Origin of the sequence: Porphyromonas catoniae ATCC 51270 (genome assembly GCF_000565015.1) — a bacterium.
In the GTDB taxonomy this organism is placed as follows: Bacteria; Bacteroidota; Bacteroidia; order Bacteroidales; family Porphyromonadaceae; genus Porphyromonas; species Porphyromonas catoniae.
On the sequence record NZ_JDFF01000011.1, the window covers coordinates 74,942 to 92,795 of the forward strand.

14 protein-coding genes are annotated in these 17,854 nt (G+C 51.1%); 1 reads left to right on the forward strand and 13 read right to left on the reverse strand.

The annotated features are described in order from the left end of the window. Window positions 1–68: 68 nt before the first annotated feature. From HMPREF0636_RS02950 to HMPREF0636_RS02970, 5 genes are read right to left on the reverse strand one after another with little or no spacing between them, the layout of a single operon-like run. Window positions 69–1,385 carry a thioredoxin fold domain-containing protein gene (locus tag HMPREF0636_RS02950; protein ID WP_044168392.1) on the reverse strand — a complete coding sequence of 439 codons (1,317 nt, stop codon included), beginning with the start codon at window positions 1,383–1,385 and terminating at the stop codon, window positions 69–71. 40 nt (window positions 1,386–1,425) lie between these two features. Further along, window positions 1,426–1,887 carry a hypothetical protein gene (locus HMPREF0636_RS02955; RefSeq protein ID WP_044168393.1) on the reverse strand — a complete coding sequence of 154 codons (462 nt, stop codon included), beginning with the start codon at window positions 1,885–1,887 and terminating at the stop codon, window positions 1,426–1,428. Between the two features lie 12 nt (window positions 1,888–1,899). Next, window positions 1,900–2,589, reverse strand: a complete 690-nt coding sequence (locus tag HMPREF0636_RS02960; protein WP_044168536.1) for a hypothetical protein — start codon at window positions 2,587–2,589, stop codon at window positions 1,900–1,902. A 25-nt stretch (window positions 2,590–2,614) separates the two neighbouring features. Next, window positions 2,615–4,159, reverse strand: a complete 1,545-nt coding sequence (locus HMPREF0636_RS02965) for a RagB/SusD family nutrient uptake outer membrane protein (RefSeq protein WP_044168394.1) — start codon at window positions 4,157–4,159, stop codon at window positions 2,615–2,617. Window positions 4,160–4,162: 3 nt separating this feature from the next. Next, window positions 4,163–7,633 carry a TonB-dependent receptor gene (locus tag HMPREF0636_RS02970; protein WP_052328719.1) on the reverse strand — a complete coding sequence of 1,157 codons (3,471 nt, stop codon included), beginning with the start codon at window positions 7,631–7,633 and terminating at the stop codon, window positions 4,163–4,165. 469 nt (window positions 7,634–8,102) lie between these two features. Here HMPREF0636_RS02970 and HMPREF0636_RS02975 point away from each other — a divergent pair, with 469 nt between their 5' ends. Continuing rightward, a complete protein-coding gene (locus HMPREF0636_RS02975) occupies window positions 8,103–9,212 on the forward strand; it encodes a hypothetical protein (protein WP_044168395.1) in 1,110 nt (369 codons plus the stop codon). A gap of 139 nt (window positions 9,213–9,351) precedes the next feature. On the opposite strand, the gene HMPREF0636_RS02980 is transcribed toward HMPREF0636_RS02975, so the two are convergent. The 8 genes from HMPREF0636_RS02980 to HMPREF0636_RS03015 all read right to left on the reverse strand — a co-directional run bounded on the left by HMPREF0636_RS02980 (window position 9,352) and on the right by HMPREF0636_RS03015 (window position 17,839). Beyond that, window positions 9,352–10,842 (reverse strand): DUF1266 domain-containing protein, encoded by a 1,491-nt coding sequence (locus tag HMPREF0636_RS02980; protein ID WP_044168396.1) that lies wholly within the window; start codon window positions 10,840–10,842, stop codon window positions 9,352–9,354. 215 nt (window positions 10,843–11,057) lie between these two features. Continuing rightward, window positions 11,058–12,368, reverse strand: a complete 1,311-nt coding sequence (gene der, locus HMPREF0636_RS02985) for a ribosome biogenesis GTPase Der (protein WP_005467696.1) — start codon at window positions 12,366–12,368, stop codon at window positions 11,058–11,060. 36 nt (window positions 12,369–12,404) lie between these two features. Then, entirely contained in the window at window positions 12,405–13,310 is a 906-nt protein-coding gene (gene era, locus HMPREF0636_RS02990) for a GTPase Era (protein WP_044168397.1), read from the reverse strand. Between the two features lie 90 nt (window positions 13,311–13,400). Further along, window positions 13,401–14,402 carry a beta-ketoacyl-ACP synthase III gene (locus HMPREF0636_RS02995; protein WP_044168398.1) on the reverse strand — a complete coding sequence of 334 codons (1,002 nt, stop codon included), beginning with the start codon at window positions 14,400–14,402 and terminating at the stop codon, window positions 13,401–13,403. Between the two features lie 138 nt (window positions 14,403–14,540). Next, the gene (gene rpmF / locus HMPREF0636_RS03000; RefSeq protein ID WP_005467693.1) at window positions 14,541–14,717 is read right to left on the reverse strand and encodes a 50S ribosomal protein L32; all 177 of its coding nucleotides are present in this window, start codon (window positions 14,715–14,717) and stop codon (window positions 14,541–14,543) included. Window positions 14,718–14,738: 21 nt separating this feature from the next. After that, window positions 14,739–15,284, reverse strand: a complete 546-nt coding sequence (locus HMPREF0636_RS03005; RefSeq protein ID WP_044168400.1) for a YceD family protein — start codon at window positions 15,282–15,284, stop codon at window positions 14,739–14,741. A 511-nt stretch (window positions 15,285–15,795) separates the two neighbouring features. Then, window positions 15,796–16,782, reverse strand: coding sequence for an ABC transporter ATP-binding protein (locus HMPREF0636_RS03010; protein WP_162147889.1), 987 nt, complete (start codon window positions 16,780–16,782; stop codon window positions 15,796–15,798). Window positions 16,783–16,804: 22 nt separating this feature from the next. Next, window positions 16,805–17,839 (reverse strand): FecCD family ABC transporter permease, encoded by a 1,035-nt coding sequence (locus tag HMPREF0636_RS03015; protein ID WP_044168403.1) that lies wholly within the window; start codon window positions 17,837–17,839, stop codon window positions 16,805–16,807. Window positions 17,840–17,854 lie beyond the last annotated feature (15 nt).

Sequence of the window (17,854 nt, forward strand, 5' to 3'; positions counted from 1 at the left end):
CCTATTATAGCTCTTATCTGAAGTAGCCCAACCTCCCTTACACGGGAAGGAAGAGGCCGTGGGAGCAACTACTGTTGGAGGAGCTCAAGGGTGGAGAGCTTGTAGACAACAGAGGCCTGAATCATCTGCTGAGCTTGCTCCATCGATGCCATCTGAAGAGACTCCGCATAGGCTTGGTTGTAGTACTTCTTTGCCTCGGCGTAGTTCTTTAGCTCTTTGTAGGAGTCACCAACCATCACAAGGTAGTTGATCTTATTCATCAGTACAGGCTCAGCTGGGATAGCCTTCTCTAACCAAGCAATTGCCTGCTTGTGGTCAGCCTCCTTGAGCTTGCCACCCGCTGCATAGTAGAGGGATTGGGCAGCCTTACCATAGTCTCCAGGGAGGGCATCTTCTCCAAGCCCTGAGAGGTATTTGCCCATCATATCCATATAGCGAGGCACGTCCTTATCCTTGTAAATCGCATAGAGTGCGCCGAAGTAATCTACTGACTTCTGGTAGGGCGTCACCTGCTTGAACTTAATGACGTCGTAGGCCTTCTTGTAGTCCGTACGGATCTTCTCTAGGTAATCCTTATACCGAGCATCACCTTTCTTAACCAGCTCCTCCATACGGTCATCATTCTTCTCGATGACGTAGTAAGCAGCAGGCTCCCCTACGGCTGCGATCCAAGCATCCAGGTTAGCATTGATGTACTCTACTATCTTAGCTGTCTCATCAGCATCATCACCACCGAGGCTACTTATAATCATATAGTCCTTACGATTGATGAGGCTGTTATCCTTCATCTTCTCAGCGATGTAGCTACGATAGAGTTTACGTACACGCACCACCCACTTCTCGGCATCCATACCATCTTGTGTAGTGAGGAAGCGAGGAGCCTGTGTGAGTAGCTCCTGCTGGATGGTGAGGTCATTGGGACTCTTGCGGTGCTGCTGGTAGAGATCCTCAAAGCTGATGAGTTCGCCCACAGCGGTACGAGCCATTTCAATGAGTTCATCAGCGTTCATGAAGCCCACGTTAATTGCGATGGCCTTCCCCTCGGTATCAATGAAGCCGAGTGTAGGGAACGCATCTACCTTGTACTTCTTCGCTGTCTCTACATTCTCAGGCTTTTCGGCATCCATCTGCAGCGAGACGAACTTCTCGTTAAATAGCTTACCCACCTGAGGCTGTGTAAAGATGGTCTTCTCCATCTTCTTACATGGCCCACACCACGTGGCATAGAAGTCCACAAAGAGAGGTTTACCTTGCTTCTTGGCTTCCTTAAGAGCCTCCTCAAAGGTTCCCTTAAAGAAGCGTATGCCTTCGCCCTCTTGGGCCCGGGCAGGTAGAGCCACGAGCAGTAGGATGAGAGCGAGGAGGTATTGCTTGAGCTGTGTCATAGCAGTCATGTCTATTATCTTAATGTTTGATACCAAGACCTTACTCTTCCTCTTGGATAATGAAGGTGCAGATATCCGTGAGGATCTTCGTATGCCCCTCATTATACACCTTGAGGCTCACAGTGTAACGGCCATTAGGGAGGACCTTCACAGCCGCCGGGAAGACATTGATTGTGCCCCCAGATACGGTGATTGTACCCTTCTTCTCCTCTTCCTTGAAGCGTGCTGCATCACCGCCATCAGAGGCCTTCACATCGGAGAGCAGGTAGTTAACAGGGTTTGTACCCGACACCCCCTGGATACGACCTGAGGACCATGGCGCAGGATACTTCTGCTTCGTACTATGTGGACTATCATCAGCGACCTTGCGATACGCCTGTACTTCCTTCTTGGGGAAGGAGGCATGATCCGCATCCAGATAGCCTACAGCCACCTTCTTACAAGCTACACCCGCAACGATGAGGAGCAGGGCGAGAGCGGAGCGAATGATCTGTATTTTCATTGGAATATTTGCTTAGAAGTCACCTGGGGTGAAGTTATACTGGAGGGAGTGGACGATACCCGTTGTCGTGCGGATGTTATGCGAAGCGATTTCAGACTTCTTCTGCGTATCGCTTGACACGATATACAGATGGAGTCTCCCAGCACCTGGCACACCAGCGTAGGCGTCCTTGAAGGTATAGAGCCAAAGTACCTTGCCCGAGGCCATGGTGTAGTTCTCTCCACCTGTCCCGATTGGATTATTCGCATTCGAGGAAGGAGTACCTTGGGCAAAAGATTCAAGAGCTATCGCCTTCTTAGGTATCACACTAGAGAGAATGAATGCCTTGGCCTCATTAGCATCTAGCGCATCGACTAGAGCTTCAGTCTGCTCCTGTGTCAGGCTCTGTGCTTCTTCCTCTGAATGGTCATCCGCATACTTCTTTAACAGATACCTACGGATACTATGGTTGGTGATGCCTAGGAAGGTTATCTCCTTGCCATAGGAGCTCTTCCCCTCAAAGACGTCCTGCAGACCGATACGGCTAGAGAGCCGTACGAGCAGGCTCCAGTTGTAGGGATCTGACTTGAAGTACTCCCACATCGTGGTGTTATGGTTCCCATTCGCACGCCCAGTCTCTACAAAATCATACTTCGTACATCCTGAGAGCAGGACGAAGGAGAGGGCAAGGAAGAGATATAGTGAATGCCTAATATTCTTCATGATTACTATCATTTTAGAGTCCATGCTACATGTAGGGATTCCAGTACTTACGCTGCAGGATACGATGGTTTACGATCTTACCATCTCGATCCTGCCAAGCACTCTGAGGAATAGGTAGAGAGAGTGCTCCACCTGCTACATCACTTGCACTGAGCTGCTGGAACTTCCCAAGAAGCTCTGTACGATAATATCCATTACGGAGTATATCGTAGTAGCGAGAGTCATTCTCCATTAGGAACTCACGCTCACGCTCTCTAAAGATAGCCAGCTTGAGGTCGCTCTCACCCGTACGTGGATAGGCTACGGCACCTGCACGCTCGCGGATTTTATTCAGGTCAGCCTTGGCTAGACCTTCATTACCCAGCTTCGCATAGCACTCGGCACGCAGCAGGTAAATATCTGCAAGCCTCCAGTAAACATAGTTAGCATTGATACTCACAAACGATAGTCCAGAGGGAGCAGAAGCATCGTTCATGAATACCGCCTCACGGAACTTGTATGGGATGGCATAATCCTTCCCATCGACGACATGAGCCTCGTTGAACTTGTAGAAGAAGGCCTGCCGACGTTTATCGCTTGCATCAGGATAAAGAGTGAGGATTGTGCTCTTTAAGAGACGGAAGGAAGCCGTCGCAATATCCCCTAGGGTCTTTGTCTTGTCTACGGGCCACATAGCGAAGGCTGATGCCACATCGTTGTGTGTGACAGCAGTATTGCTTCGGCTCTTGTCGTAGGCAAGGCTAAAGATCTCCTCGGGGTTGTTTGCCTCGGGGTTGGAGAGCAACTTGCAGAGATCCTCTGGCGTAGAGACAAGAGAATAGGCTCCAGCCTCGCCCCCGATGATCTTCGTAGAGTACTCGACACTCTTCTGGTAAGCAGTCTGTGAGGTCTCCCCTGAGATTCCATAGAGGTCTATGATGCTCCCCTTCCACGCATAGAGGTGAGCCAAGAGCGCAGCAGCATTACCCTTAGAAGCATATTGCTTAGAGGAGAGTGTGCCACCACTCACGCTACGTAGCTTATCATAGGTAGGCAAGACGCTATAGGCTCGCTCGGCATGCTCAATGGCCTTATTCACCACGTCAAGCATGCTGGATAGTGGATAGATACGGATCTCCTTAGAGTTAGCGGTCACTACGGCCTCCCCGTAACCTCGGGAGAGAAGGAAGTAACCAAACCCAAGGGCGAAGTGAGCTTGCCCCGTATGATAGTTATAGCGATCCTCTGTGAGACCTTGCGTACGATGGATGTTATCCAGCAAGAGGTTTGCCTCGAAGATCATGTCGTACACTCCCGTCCAGTCAGCCCCACTCTGAAGGATGGTCTGAGGGTTCCAATCCCTCAGCTCATCTGCGCTCTGTGTCTCATCGGCTCTGAGACCAGCTTGGGTAAGGACAGAGACAGCATCCATACAGTTATTCATGTAGAAGTGTATGGAGGATGTGGTCGTATTTAGCTCGCTCTCTGAAGCGAAAGCATTCGTATATGTGATTGCATTCTCCGGTGTGTAGTCTAGCTTACAGGAAGAGACCACGAGGGGGAGAAGAAGCAGTGCTATCTTGTAACGCATCGTTTAGAACTTTAGGTTAAGTCCAAGAGAGAACTTACGGTTAAGGGGATACATCTCTCCCGTATCCTTCCCTGTGTAGGGATTGACAATCTCAGGATCGAGGCCCGAGTAATTGGTCAGCAGGAAGAGGTTTTCTCCAGAGAGGTAGATACGAGCATCCTTCAGACGGAAGCGCTTCACCCAGTTTGCAGGGAGGCTGTAGGAGAGGGAGAGTTGCTTGAGGCGAAGGTAGCTGACTGTCTCTATGTTGCTATCTATATCACCATCGAACTGTCCGATGTAGCCACTATCAGCAAAGTCCAGTGAAGGGAACTGGGTCTTGTCTCCTGGCTTCTTCCAGAACGTTGCCTTGTTGAAGTCATTCATCACGACACCGAACTTCTGGTTGAAGTTGAAGGCGCCATTCTTAACCATGTTCATCATCTTACGACCAAGGGTGTAAGTGAAGAGCACATTCAGCGTGAAGTCCTTGTAGGTAATCTGGTTGGTGATCCCCCCATAGGCTTGGGGAAGGGCACTACCAGCGTAGTACATGTCCTTACTATCGATGCGTCCATCACCATTCTGATCCTTGATCTTACGTCCCCCTACACGCAGTGGATAGTTTTCGTTCTGGAAGTAGAGTGGGTTACGCTTACCAAGCTGGTTGTAGTAATAAGGGATCTCAGACTCATCCTGCACGAGACCTTCATCCTTGTAGGTATAGATCCCATAGATAGGACGACCCAGTACCTTATCATCGAGGTCGGTATCTCCGTAGGATTTCCTGAAGAGGTTCCAGTTGCGAGCTATATTGAAGCGTAGCATCCAAGAGAAGTCTTTCCTCTTGATGATGTCTGCTGACAGGTCAAGCTCAAGCCCTTCGTTAGAGATAGCGGAGGTGTTAGCCCAAGTCTTCTTGGCTCTGAAGAAGTTCCCAGGGGTAGGAATCTGCATCAAGAGGTCATAGGAATACTTGTAGTAGTAGTCAAGCTTTAGCTTCACTCTATAGTTGAATAAATCCATATCCAACCCTAGGTCATACTGGTCACTCTTCTCCCATGTCAAGCGACTATTGGCCATGGAGCTGGGGATAAGCCCAGCCTCTCCGAGGTGGGTGTTACTCTCCTCCATCAAGCCATGTGCGAGGTAGGCTTCCTGAAACTTCTGTCCGGACTTACCCCACGAAGCACGAAGTTTCCCGAAGCTAAGGAACCAGAGGTCTTTCATAAAGCTCTCCTCACTGAACGCCCAAGCAAGTCCCACAGAAGGGAAGGGTGCCCAGCGCACATCACTGCCGAAGACAGACGAACCGTCATAGCGGATCGAGGCCTCAGCTAGATACTTCTTCTTGTAGTTGTATGACACGCGAGCTAGATAGCTGAGCATGGCCTGCTCCTCACGGTTTGTTTTCACAGACTGCAGTGCCTCTGTGATACCCTGTGTAGTGCGGAGCTTAGGCCATCCTTCTCCGATTTCACGGATGCGGTTTGTTGGTCCTCCTTGCGCACGTCCCTCCATGCTCTCCAGCAGGTCATAGTTATAGGTTACGCCAGCCATGAGGTCGAAGTTATGGGTATTCTTCAGATTGAACCGGTAGGAAAGGATGTTCTCCCACTGGATCATCGCCATCATGGAGCGAGCAGACTCTACAGAAGAGAGCTTATTATAATTGAGATAGGAAGGCTTGAAGATATGGTTATTGCTGTAATACACATCTCCAGAAGCCGAAGTGGAGAACTTAAGGTTACGGATAAACTCGTAGTCCAGCCCCACACTCAGACGAGCGTTGAACATCACATTGCGTGCCTTTGTATCTCGTATCTTCCGTAGTGTCTCCTCCTCTGCTGCCGATCCCTTACCAGGCATGACAGTAGGTGCTTCCTTAGGGTCTACAGCTAGCCCCTGCAGCTTCGCACCATTGGCTGCATCTTGGTTATTATAGGCTAGGTTCAGACGAGTGAAGGCATTTAACTTCGGTGCTAGGCGTAGATCTAGGTTTGAGAGGAAGGTAGCCCGCTTAAACCCTGAATTGATTTGTATGCCTCGCTCATCGTAGTAGCCTGCGCTGACGAGGTAGCGGACGTTGTCATTCCCTCCCGAGGCATAGAGGTCAGCATTGGTGACCTTACCTACCTGGAAGATGTACTTCCACCAGTTCGTATCGTTGTTGTAGAATGAGTTCAGGGAGTCTTGTACTGAGGCAGGAGGGAGTTGGTCTGCAGATAGGACATTCCCATTACCCCAGAAGTAGTCGTACGACCCATCGTTGCTTGGCCCCCAGCCGTAGGAGTTCGCATAGCCCTTGGGGAAGACTGATTGGTCTGTACGCCAATCGTAGTGTCCGGTCCTCTGGTGCTGTGCTAGTAGGTAATGCACTCTACGCTCACCATGCCCCCTCATCTGAAGGGGAGTAGCTGGTAGGAAAGAGATCGACTGAGAGAAGTTGACACCAAACTCAGGTTTACCCGACTTCCCCTTCTTCGTTGTGATGAGGATGACCCCATTACCAGAGCGCGAACCATAGAGCGAGGCAGAGGCAGCATCCTTCAGCACTTCTACTGATTCGATTGTCGAAGGGTCAATCCCTGCTAGAGCATTGATCCCCCCGGATACATCCGAAGGTAGCTTCGCAAGGGGCACACCATCTACAACGAAAAGAGGGCTACCATCATTCACTCCCTGCGTGTTGAGCGAACTGATACCTCGGATATTGATCTGCGTACCACGTCCACCAGGAGAGCCAGACTGGTTCGTCACCTCTAGCCCAGAGAGCTGTCCCTGAAGAAGCGTTTCAACTGAGGGGGCTGGTGCGTCCTTCAGCTGATCAGCCTTGATGGAGCTCACGGCACCGACTAGCTCACGAGTATTGCGGCGTCCATAGGCAATCACCGCTACCTCTCCTAGTTGCTTTACATTTTCCTTGATCGTGGCATCGACAGGTTTATTAGCCTCAAAGTGTACCGTAGCACTAAAGTACCCTACACTCGAAATCTCTAGCTCACCCGAGGGGAGGTCGGTAGTGATCGCAAAGCGACCCTCTGCGTCCGTCGTTCCTCCGAGCTTAGTGCCCTTGATGCGGACGTTTGCCCCGAACACGGGTGCACCTAGAGCGTCCTTCACGACCCCCGTAATCTTACTTTTCCCCTGTGGGGCTTGCTGGAGGCGGAAGACACGTATCGTCTTGCCGTTAATGCTGTAAGTGAAAGGTGTGCCTTTGAGAATACCGGCTATAGCCTTCTCAGGGCTTACCTCATCGAAGGAGACGGTAGCCTTATAGCCCCCCGTCTTAACCTCGGGTTCATAGTCGATTCGATACCCACTTTGTCGGGCAATGAAATCGAGGATACTCGAGAGATCTTTGTCCTTGAAGGACACCGAGATCGTCTCGTGTGGTGTCTGCGCAAAGGTTTCTGTAGGTTCAGCCAGTGTGAGGGCTAGACCACAGAGCAGTACCCCAGCGAAGGATTGGATGGTTCTTCGTCTGTGTCTCATTAGGGTGTAGTTTATCTTGTCATTCTATTTATCTCGTTCACTCAACAGCCGATGCGAAGCATGTCCTCAAGGCGTATACACAGTAGACTCTCTTAGATAACGCTCAGCACAGCCACAAAGATACACAAAAGCCTAAGGTAGAGTATAGGGTACTCTTTTGCCCATACTCCCCACCCTCTTCAACTAGGTATCGAGGGTACCTCAAGACAGGTTACGGGGATACCTCAAGAGAGGTTACGGGGGTACCTCAAGAGGGTTTCCCTCGATACCTCTCAGGGGGGTATCGAGCTAGTGTAGCTTAGCAGCACCAGCAAATTTAGACAATTTAGTAGACCATACATCTCTGTCCCTCCACTCCTATCATCACAAGGCTCATATCACACATTATGCACTCTATTTCCCTCAGATGCTGTACCTTTGCACCGAGAAGAGAAACACTCCTCTCTATTCACAAACTCCAATTTATAAGATGAAATCACATCTACACCTACAGGTGCGAGGTCTCCTTGTGCTTACGCTCGCCCTAGGTCTAGTAACCTCAGGTTGTCGTAGCAAGAACAATGACGACGCCGAGCGAGCCAAGCGAGAACAACTCCGTAGAGAGGCTGAAGCAAAGAAGCGAGAAGAAGAGGCCAAGCGAGCCAACAGCATCATCACAAACAACGTCATCAAGCAGATAAAGCTCGCAGCTTCCTTCGGCTTGAGATTTGGGGCTAATGCACCCTACAACATTGGCTTCCTTCCTGCAGAGCCTGCAGGCATGGGTACCCTACAAACTCAACCTGAATACATCTATATGGGTATCCCCTCAAACCTAAAGGATAAGGCGATTGACCTCTCCCAAGGAGATGCAACCACCAACACATGGACAATAATGTATCGAGGAGATGCCTCATCAGAGGCAAAGGTCTTCGGACATAACGGGAACACCACAGCTAAGAAAGGTAGTACCCTCACTTTCTCTGTCAAGGATCCTTGGAAAAATATCTTTGAGGTAAAACTACACCTCGTCTTCGAAGGTACAGACAAGAAGGAGCAGGTAGTGGATGTAAACTACCTAGGTTCGTTCAAGGTCGGAGGAGATGGTTTCCTTCCCTTCGATGACCTGAGAGAGTATAAGGAGGTAGAGCCTCAGAGCCTCAACTACGACACAGCGAACGTAAAGTCCAGCCTCATCTCTAAGCTGGCAAAGAGCAAGAAGCTCACCGAGCTCATCCTACTGCCTGCAGCACCAACCCAAGACAATTTCGACAAGCTCCCTGAGGGACTTGCCATCCGTCTTCCAGAGTCTCTCCTGGGGACAGACATCTCACTTACCGTCGATAACACCACGGAGCAAGCTCAAGAGAAGGGTTGGGCAATCACCTTCATAAAGGATGGGAAAAAGAGGGAGTTCTTTGGTAACCCTCTACTGCCTAAGCTACTTGAGGGCAGTAAGCTCCGTGTCGATGTACTCGGCGAAAATAAGTACAAGGTCACGGGAACGCTTATCTTCCATCACACTACGAAGCTCTATACCCTCACCTGCGCCTACGAAGGTACCTTCACGGAGGTGCCCGCAGCAAGCAAGCTGAAGTAACTTTCCCCTAGAGAGCGAGCCACGTCGTGTGCCTCTGCACTGATACCGGCTCGGACGCTCCATCAAATAAAGCCCCCCACTGACGTAGTTTCGTCAGTGGGGGGCTTTGTTTACTCTAAGGGATGGTGTGCCGTGGACGCTACTTTGAGAAGCGGGTAACAAGTTCAGCAAAGGCCGTGCGAAAATTCGTGAGGTCTTCGGTGAGTATCTCTGCCAGTTCCTCATCTTTCATACTACGGATTTGCCACGTCGTCTTGTCTGGGATGCGCTCTTTCCCAAAGAGGAGGTCTGCAAAGATCTCCCCCTGGAGTTTACAGCTAATCCACCCTGCACCAGAGGGCATGAAGCTGAAGTCTGCCTCTCGCCACTCAATCCTATCTAGCTCTTTAAAGAATAGGCTCTTGCGCCGGACATGATAGATACATTTATTGGTGAAGATATGCCGCCTAGCATACATAAATGGGACTTCGTCTGCCTCAAAGGCTATCTTCATCTTACGCTGCCACTTCGTCAGCGGTGACCAGAAATTGTAGTCACACCCTTCGTCATCTTGAGGGAAGACAAACTCCCGAGTAAGCCCTTCTTCCTTCAGGTAATATGCCAGACCAGAGGCTCGTGCAGGACGGAGGAAGCACTCCTCTGCCAGCTGCAGAGCCCTCCCCTCTAGCTCTAGAGTAACACCTCGTTTACTTAGGTAGGCTCTGCGCTCATCGAGCTGTGCACGAGCCTTCCTACCCAACTCCTCCTCTGCCTTAGTATCAACAAGCGGTGCGAGTAGAGCCTTCAGAGCCTCAATATCACTACCTTCCCACAGGCCAAAGAGCTTGAAGGGCGTAGCCTGCATGGAGGCGAGTCCATAGATCCCGAGGGTATAGTCTTTGGCCTCGATGATGTACTTACCCTTAGCCCCAGAGCCATAGGCTTGCCAAGCCTTCCCAACGATTGCGCTGGCCCAGAAGGCATTCCACGAACTAAAGAGTCGCTCAGCATGCCCCCCGACATGCTCTAGAAGTTCCCCTGCCTCATCCTCGCTCAGATAGCCTACATTACCTGCAGAAGCGATGATATCTACCATACGAGAGTAATTGAAGGCAAGGAAGGGAAGCCCCTCAGAGGCTACAAGGAACGTCTGATATTCCTCGAAGAAGTCTAGGAGCTTCTCCCCCTGCTTACTCTCTGGAGTCAGCAGGCTACGTAGCTCATTACCTACTGCCACAACGAGGGATACGGGCTGTGAGCCATCCATGATGACAGGTATCTCACCCTCGTGAAAATGCTCTAGGGTCTTCTTGATCCCAGCCGTCGGAGCATACTTCTCTAGCGCCCTCCCTCGGAGTCCCTCAGACCTTAGCTCTTTACCATACTCACGATACATCTCAAAGAGGATGGAGTATGCAGGTAGTACCACATAGCTCTCTTCATCGAGATCGCGTAAGATCTCTAGCGTAGTCTCCGCACTACGTACACCGTAGTTACTACGCAGAGCTTCCACAATCTGATCCTTAAACCGCAGGAGGTAAGCAGGAGCCGTCTCTAGCAGATCCTGGGCAATTGCCTCGGGGTTAAGCACCGTACGCATGAAGGGCTGGTAACGATACACGCTACTCAGTAGGGTATATTTGCTTTGCATGGGATGGGTAAATAGTAAATGGGAGTAAGTGAATCGAGGCTTACAGCTAAGCTCAATATAGTTTACCGGGATACCCCTTGGGAGGTATCAGGGGTAACTCCCAGGAGGTTACGGGGTAAACGATCAGGAGGTTACGAGGGAACCTCTGGAGAGGTTTACAGGAAACCCCAACAACACACAACAAGGCTCATGAGTAGAGAGAAACAGCCTCGCGACTACTTCTCTCTAATGAATATATTGATGGGTGTACCAGAGAAGTCCCAATGTGCCCGTATCTGATTCTCGAGGAAACGTTTATAGGGCTCCTTAACCCACTGAGGGAGGTTGGCAAAGAAGGCAAAGCTAGGCACCGCTGTCGGGAGCTGCATGACATACTTGATCTTGATGTACTTACCCTTGGTCGCAGGTGGAGGCGTAGCCTCGATGATGGGGAGCATGACCTCATTGAGCTGGTGTGTGGGAATCCGCTTACTACGTCGCTCGTAGACCTGCTGTACCTCCTCGAGGACTTTGAAGATACGCTGTTTGGTCAGAGCCGAGATGAAGATAATGGGGAAGTCCGTAAAGGGAGCGAGTCGCTCACGAATAGCTCTCTCAAAGGTCTTAATCACCGTATTGCTTTTCTCCTCTACCAAATCCCACTTATTGACGCAGACAATGAGTCCCTTGCTGTTCTTCTGAATAAGTGAGAAGATATTCAGGTCTTGGCTCTCTATCCCTCGGGTAGCATCCAGCATAAGCACGCAGACGTCAGCATTCTCAATAGCACGGATGGAGCGAAGGACAGAGTAGTACTCTAGATCCTCGTTCACTTTACCCTTCTTACGGATACCTGCAGTATCGACAAGGTAAAAGTTCATACCAAACTTAGAGTAATGCGTATAGATAGAGTCTCGTGTAGTGCCAGCTATGTTGGTCACAATGTTCCGCTCCTCTCCTATAAAAGCGTTGATGAGGGAGGACTTACCTGCGTTGGGACGTCCTACGATAGCAATGCGCGGAGCATCTAGGGGTTCATCCTCAGCCTCTCCCTCTGGTAGATGACTAACGATAGCATCAAGGAGGTCTCCCGTCCCACTGCCATTGACTGCAGAGATGGGCATAGGATCACCCAAACCGAAAGCATAGAACTCCGCTGCAGCATAATGCTGTGTATAGTTATCGGCCTTATTGGCAACTAGGAGTACGGGCTTCTTTGTCCTGCGGAGCTTCGATGCTACTTCGTCATCAAGGTCTGTCGTACCACCCTCGATATCAACAACGAAGAGGATCACATCAGCTTCCTCCATAGCGATCTCAACCTGCTTATTGATCTCGCCCTCGAAGACATCCTCACTCCCTACAACCCATCCGCCTGTATCGACGATCGAGAACTCTCGGTCAAGCCAAGTGACCTTCCCATACTGCCTGTCTCGTGTCGTACCTGACTCCTCGCTGACGATTGCCCCACGCGTCTGGGTCAGTCTGTTGAAGAGAGTGGACTTACCCACATTCGGACGTCCAACGATGGCTACTAGATGACTCATATTCTATTTCTATCTATTGTTTGGGTAGGGATGTGCCTAGTCTAGGCGGTAGCCATAGGCACGAAGTAGGTTATCTCTATTGCGCCAGTCCTTCTCGACCTTCACAAAGAGCTCCAGGAAGATACGCTTGTCAAAGAACCGCTCCATATCTCGGCGAGCCATCGTACCTACTTTCTTCAGTGCTGCCCCCTTATGCCCGATAATGATGCCCTTTTGGCTCTCTCGCTCCGCTACAATTAGTGCTTGGATATGAATGCGGTCTACCTCTTCCCTAAAGGTCTCTACCACCACTTCCACAGAGTAGGGTATCTCTTTTTGATAATAGAGGAGTACCTTCTCACGGATAATCTCTGTCACGAAAAAGCGAGCAGGCTTATCGGTTAAAGCATCCTTATCGAAGTAGGGAGGAGAGGGAGGAATGAGCGATTCAATTCGCCGACGGAGTGCCTCGACATTGAAGTTATTTAGCGCTGATAGTGGGATAATCTCTGCCTCGGGAAGCTCCTTATGCCACCGCTCTACAAGGGCAACAAGTGCCTCCTCATTCGTCAGATCGACCTTATTGATGATTAGAATCAGTGGACACTTAATCCCCCGCACACGATTCAGGAAAAACTCATTCTTGTCTGCGGTCTCCACCGTATCTGTTACATACAGTAACACATCTGCATCTCCGAGGGCAGATTCAGAGAACTCCAGCATGCTCTCCTGCAGCTTATAGCTCGGACGTAGTACTCCGGGGGTATCGCTGTATACGATCTGTAGCTCAGGGGTATTGACAATACCCATAATGCGATGCCTCGTAGTCTGTGCCTTAGAGGTGATGATGGAGACACGCTCACCCACGAGGAGATTCATCAGGGTAGACTTCCCGACGTTGGGGTTACCTACGATATTGACGAAGCCCGAGCGGTGCTGGGGACTTACTGATACTTCGCTCATCCGAGTGCTAAGTGTAGGGGTGGGATAGAAAAGGGAGACCTTGCCTGCCCGCACACGGAGGGGGACAGGCAAGGTCTCCTAGAGGGTGACTTAGTGCTTCGGGTCGTAAGCCCACTTCACATACACGGCACCCCAAGTGAAGCCTGCACCGAAGGAGGTAAGGATGAGGTTATCTCCCTTATGGAGCTTTTGCTCAAATTCCCAGAGGCAGATAGGGATAGTGGCAGAACTGGTATTACCTCGGTACTCAATGTTGACCATCACGCGATCCAGAGGTACCTGCATCTCGCGAGCCACGGCGTCGATAATACGCAAATTGGCTTGATGAGGTACTACCCAGGCGATATCGTCATACGTAAGACCATTACGCTCCATCACGAGGTGACAGCTGGAGGACATCCCCTTGACTGCCTGCTTGAAGACAGCGGCACCCTCCTGATAGACGTAGTGCATACGAGCATCAACCGTCTCGTGTGAAGGGGGACAGGCAGACCCACCAGCCTTCATGATGAGGTTAGTCTTCCCTACCCCATCGGTACGGAAGTAAGCATCCAGCACCCCTGAGTGCTCCTCGGTAGGCTCAAGCAGTACACAGCCTGCTCCATCACCGAAGAGAGGGCACGTAGCTCGGTCGGTGTAGTCCGTGACAGCTGACATCTTCTCCGCAGCTACGACAAGCACACGCTTGTAGCGACCTGACCGGATGTAGTTTGCACCCGCCTCTAGGGCATAGATAAAACTAGGGCAGGCAGACTGTAGGTCGAATGTAAAGGCATTGACACAGCCAGTCTCATGAGCTACGATCGAGGAGGTCGTGGGGAAATGGTAATCTGGGGTATTGGTAGCAAGGATAATACCATCAATCGTCTTCGGATCGATGTTATTACGCTGGAAGAGATCCTTGACCGCCTGGATAGCCAGGTACGATGCCCCCTTTGAGGGGTCCTTGAGGATACGGCGTTCGCGTATACCCACACGGGTCATAATCCACTCATCATTCGTGTCGACCATCTTCTCGAGGTCGGCGTTAGTCAGCTTATCTTCTGGGAGATAACCTCCGACAGCTGTAATAGCTGCGTTGATGATGCTCATAGGTTTTTTATTTCTGATATACGGATAGCAGGGGTTATCTTGCTACGCTTGAACATGTATAAAAATATCGAGCGCGAAGTTACAAAAAAAGCCCCAAAGCGACCTTTGGGGCTTCCTTTGTTTGTCCAGAGTGAAGGACTAAGCTTGCTCGATAGCGAGCTTACCGCGGTAGTAACCACACTCACCGCACACGGTGTGGTAGACGTGCCATGCTCCACAGTTGGCGCACTTGGCTAGCGTAGGCATAGCTGCCTTGTCATGTGTACGACGCTTAGCGGTACGGGTCTTAGACTGTCTTCTTTTAGGATGTGCCATAATCTATTTTGTTTTGAATTACTAATCTCGCTTTAATTCCTTGAGGGCTGCCCAGCGCTCATCGATCATACTTTCCTCTTCATCCTCCCCCGCATCTTGCGCTGCGCTAGCGATCTCTTCGCTCTGCACCCCATGGATGATCTCCATCATCTCCTCGTTGCAGTCTCCCTCGTCATGCAGACGCTGCATAGGCAGGGAGAGTACAATATCCTCATAGAGGAGCCACTCCAAATCCAGCACGCCATCCAGCTCAGGGATGACAAGGATCTCGTCACTCTCCTCCCGATACTCGGAGCCAAACTTTACGATCAGCTCCCGCTCGGCCTCTATATCGATCTCCATCGGATCGAGGCACCTATCACACGTGGTATCTACCACGCCATTGTAGGAGAAAGTAAGGTTGAAGATACTCCCCATGCGGTGAAGGTGAAGGTGTACCTCCACCTCGCCTCCCTCAATGCCATTTGCCTCGAAGCTCTGGAAGTACTTATCCTCTAAGAGCCAAGAGTACTCATGGTCGCCCTCGGATAGCGTCCTTAGGCAGAGTTTATACTGGTCTGTATGCATAGGGGCACTCAGCTAGTAGCGTAAAAATCTTCGCAAAGATACACAAAAGCCCCCACACCCACAAGAAGAAACTGCGAATAGTAGACAGCAAAGCGCAGAGCGAACCTATACGAAAAGTAGAGCTGGGCTTATCCGCTTGCTGTCCATCATTTTCGTGCTTCTTCTTTCGCCCTACCTTCCAAGCTCCCTAGTTCATTTGCCTCCCAAAGTACCCCTCCACTACCCCCACTTGTCATCCATATTTGTACCCTGTGTATGCTCCCACCCTCCTAGTCTCCCTAGATGATTACCCCTTTTACCCCCATCTCGCCACACCCTCATCCTCCCTCAGACAGGTACCGAGGAAACCCCTCACGAGGTATCGCCGTAAACTCCCGAAAGGTTCCCCCGATACCTCTTCACAGGTTCCCCCGTAACCTCCCATCCCCCATCCCTAGCCCTTAGAACTAAAAAGCCTCACTCTCCATCGCTGGAGAGCAAGGCAAGCACCGCAAAGCCTGTACTGATCGACCTATGAAAGTGCCGAGACCAAGTCTGTTAAGCTCCCGTAACTACGCACCTCTTCGCCATCCTTAATCTGCCAATCTGTCGCTGTCACTACCAACTTTAGCCCAGTCTCTGTATCCTCTGAGCGTTTATAACCAAGCCGTGAGAGCGCATGCATCGTCCAATAGACACGGTGATCCTCGCTAGGTATACCCTCTGCTACTAGGCAAATAGGACGAAGATCCTCCCTTTGCACTAAGAATTCTCCCCGCTCGACATCGTAGCTCAGCTCCTCAGTCCCGAAGACACGTCCCACATGCCCCCCGAGCACGAGTGCCTCGGGAATATCCGAGACGACCTTCCCCTCCCGATCCATCAGCCACAACCTATCGCCCCAGCTCAGTGCTAGGTCAAGCTCATGGGTGGAGATAAGCATACTCTTACCCAACTCATGGGCAAGTCTACGGAGCATCAACACCAAATCCAGACGAGAGGGAAGGTCAAGATGTGCCGTCGGCTCATCGAGGAGGATAAGCGGTGTGTCCTGAGCCAAAGCCCGAGCCACCATCACGCGCTGCCGCTCACCATCACTGAGCTCAGCGATGAGACGTTGCTCCATCCCCTTCAGGTGACTCTGCTCAATGGCTTCAGAAACCATTTTCTCGTCTTCACGTTGAAGTTTGCCGAAGAAGTTCGTATAGGGATAGCGTCCTAGTGCAACGACATCCCACACGGTCATATTCCCCCCATCTACCCGCTCAGTCAGTACCAGACTTAGTGCCCGTGCAACGTCTCTACGCCCTAGGCGAGCAAGGCTTCGCCCCAAGATCTTCACCTGTCCAGATAGTGGAGGGAGCAGACCAGCTATAGTATGCATGAGGGTAGACTTCCCACTACCATTAGGCCCCATAAGCATCACTACCTCACCCGAGGCTATACCTAGGTTTAGCTCCGAGGAAACCGTACGCCTACCTCGAGGCTCAGCATAGCCCGTCGAGAGATTTTCAAGCAAAAGGTGAGGACACTCTACCATATTAGCTAAAGATCTTTTTCCCTCTCTTCCGCCCCAAGACTACGAGAATCACTACGGGGGCTCCAAGGAGGGAGGTCAGGGCATTGATGGGGAGAACGAACTGGTATCCAGGAGCCTGCGTCAAGAGATCACACACCAGCAAGACGAGGCTCCCCACGAGCATCGTAGCGGGTAGTAACAGGCGATGGTCAGAGGAACGAAAGAGTAAACGTACGAAGTGTGGTACCGCCATCCCAAGGAAAGCAATCGGGCCAGTGAAGGCGGTAATGCCCCCGGCAAGTATGCTGGTGATCCCGATGAGCATATAGCGCACCCATAGGATGTTCACCCCAAGGGAGCGAGCATAGCTCTCACCGAGGTTTAGGGCATTCATTTGCTTGGGCATCAAGAGCGAAGCCAGAAGGGCAAACGCTACAACAGGGAGCATGAAGCCCAGCTGCCTCCAGGTAGTCGTAGAGACACTGCCAAATGACCAGATGAGGTACGTCTTCAGGGTTTCCTCGTGACTGAAGAACTGGAGGATAGAGATAACAGAACTGGCTAAGAACCCAACCATCACCCCAATAATCAGCACCGACACCATATCCCCTACTCGGCTTGCTACAGCCGAGATTACCAGTAGCACCACAAGCGAACCAAGGCAAGAGGCAAGGATGATCCCCCAAGTATTCACCCCTGATCCTAGGGCTAAGACCCCAGGGAAAAGCGCAGAGGCCATCGTATAGATGCCCACTCCCACGCCTGCACCACTATTGATACCTAGGATGGAGGTATCGGCAAGAGGGTTACGAAAAAGGCTCTGCATCATTAGCCCTGCCACGGCAATACCTGCCCCTGCGAAGAGGGAGGTCAACGCCTTAGGTAGACGGAAGTGTAGGATTAGATAGCTATAGGTCGTCTCTTCCCCCTTCCCTAGGAGCGCATCCAGCACGTCCCCAATTGGGATAGATACACTCCCCCAAGCTACGTCAGCGACGAAGGCGAGGAGCGTAAGGAGCGAGAGCGAAAGAAAGATGAAGGGGATCTTGAGCCTCATCACACAGAGCAAACA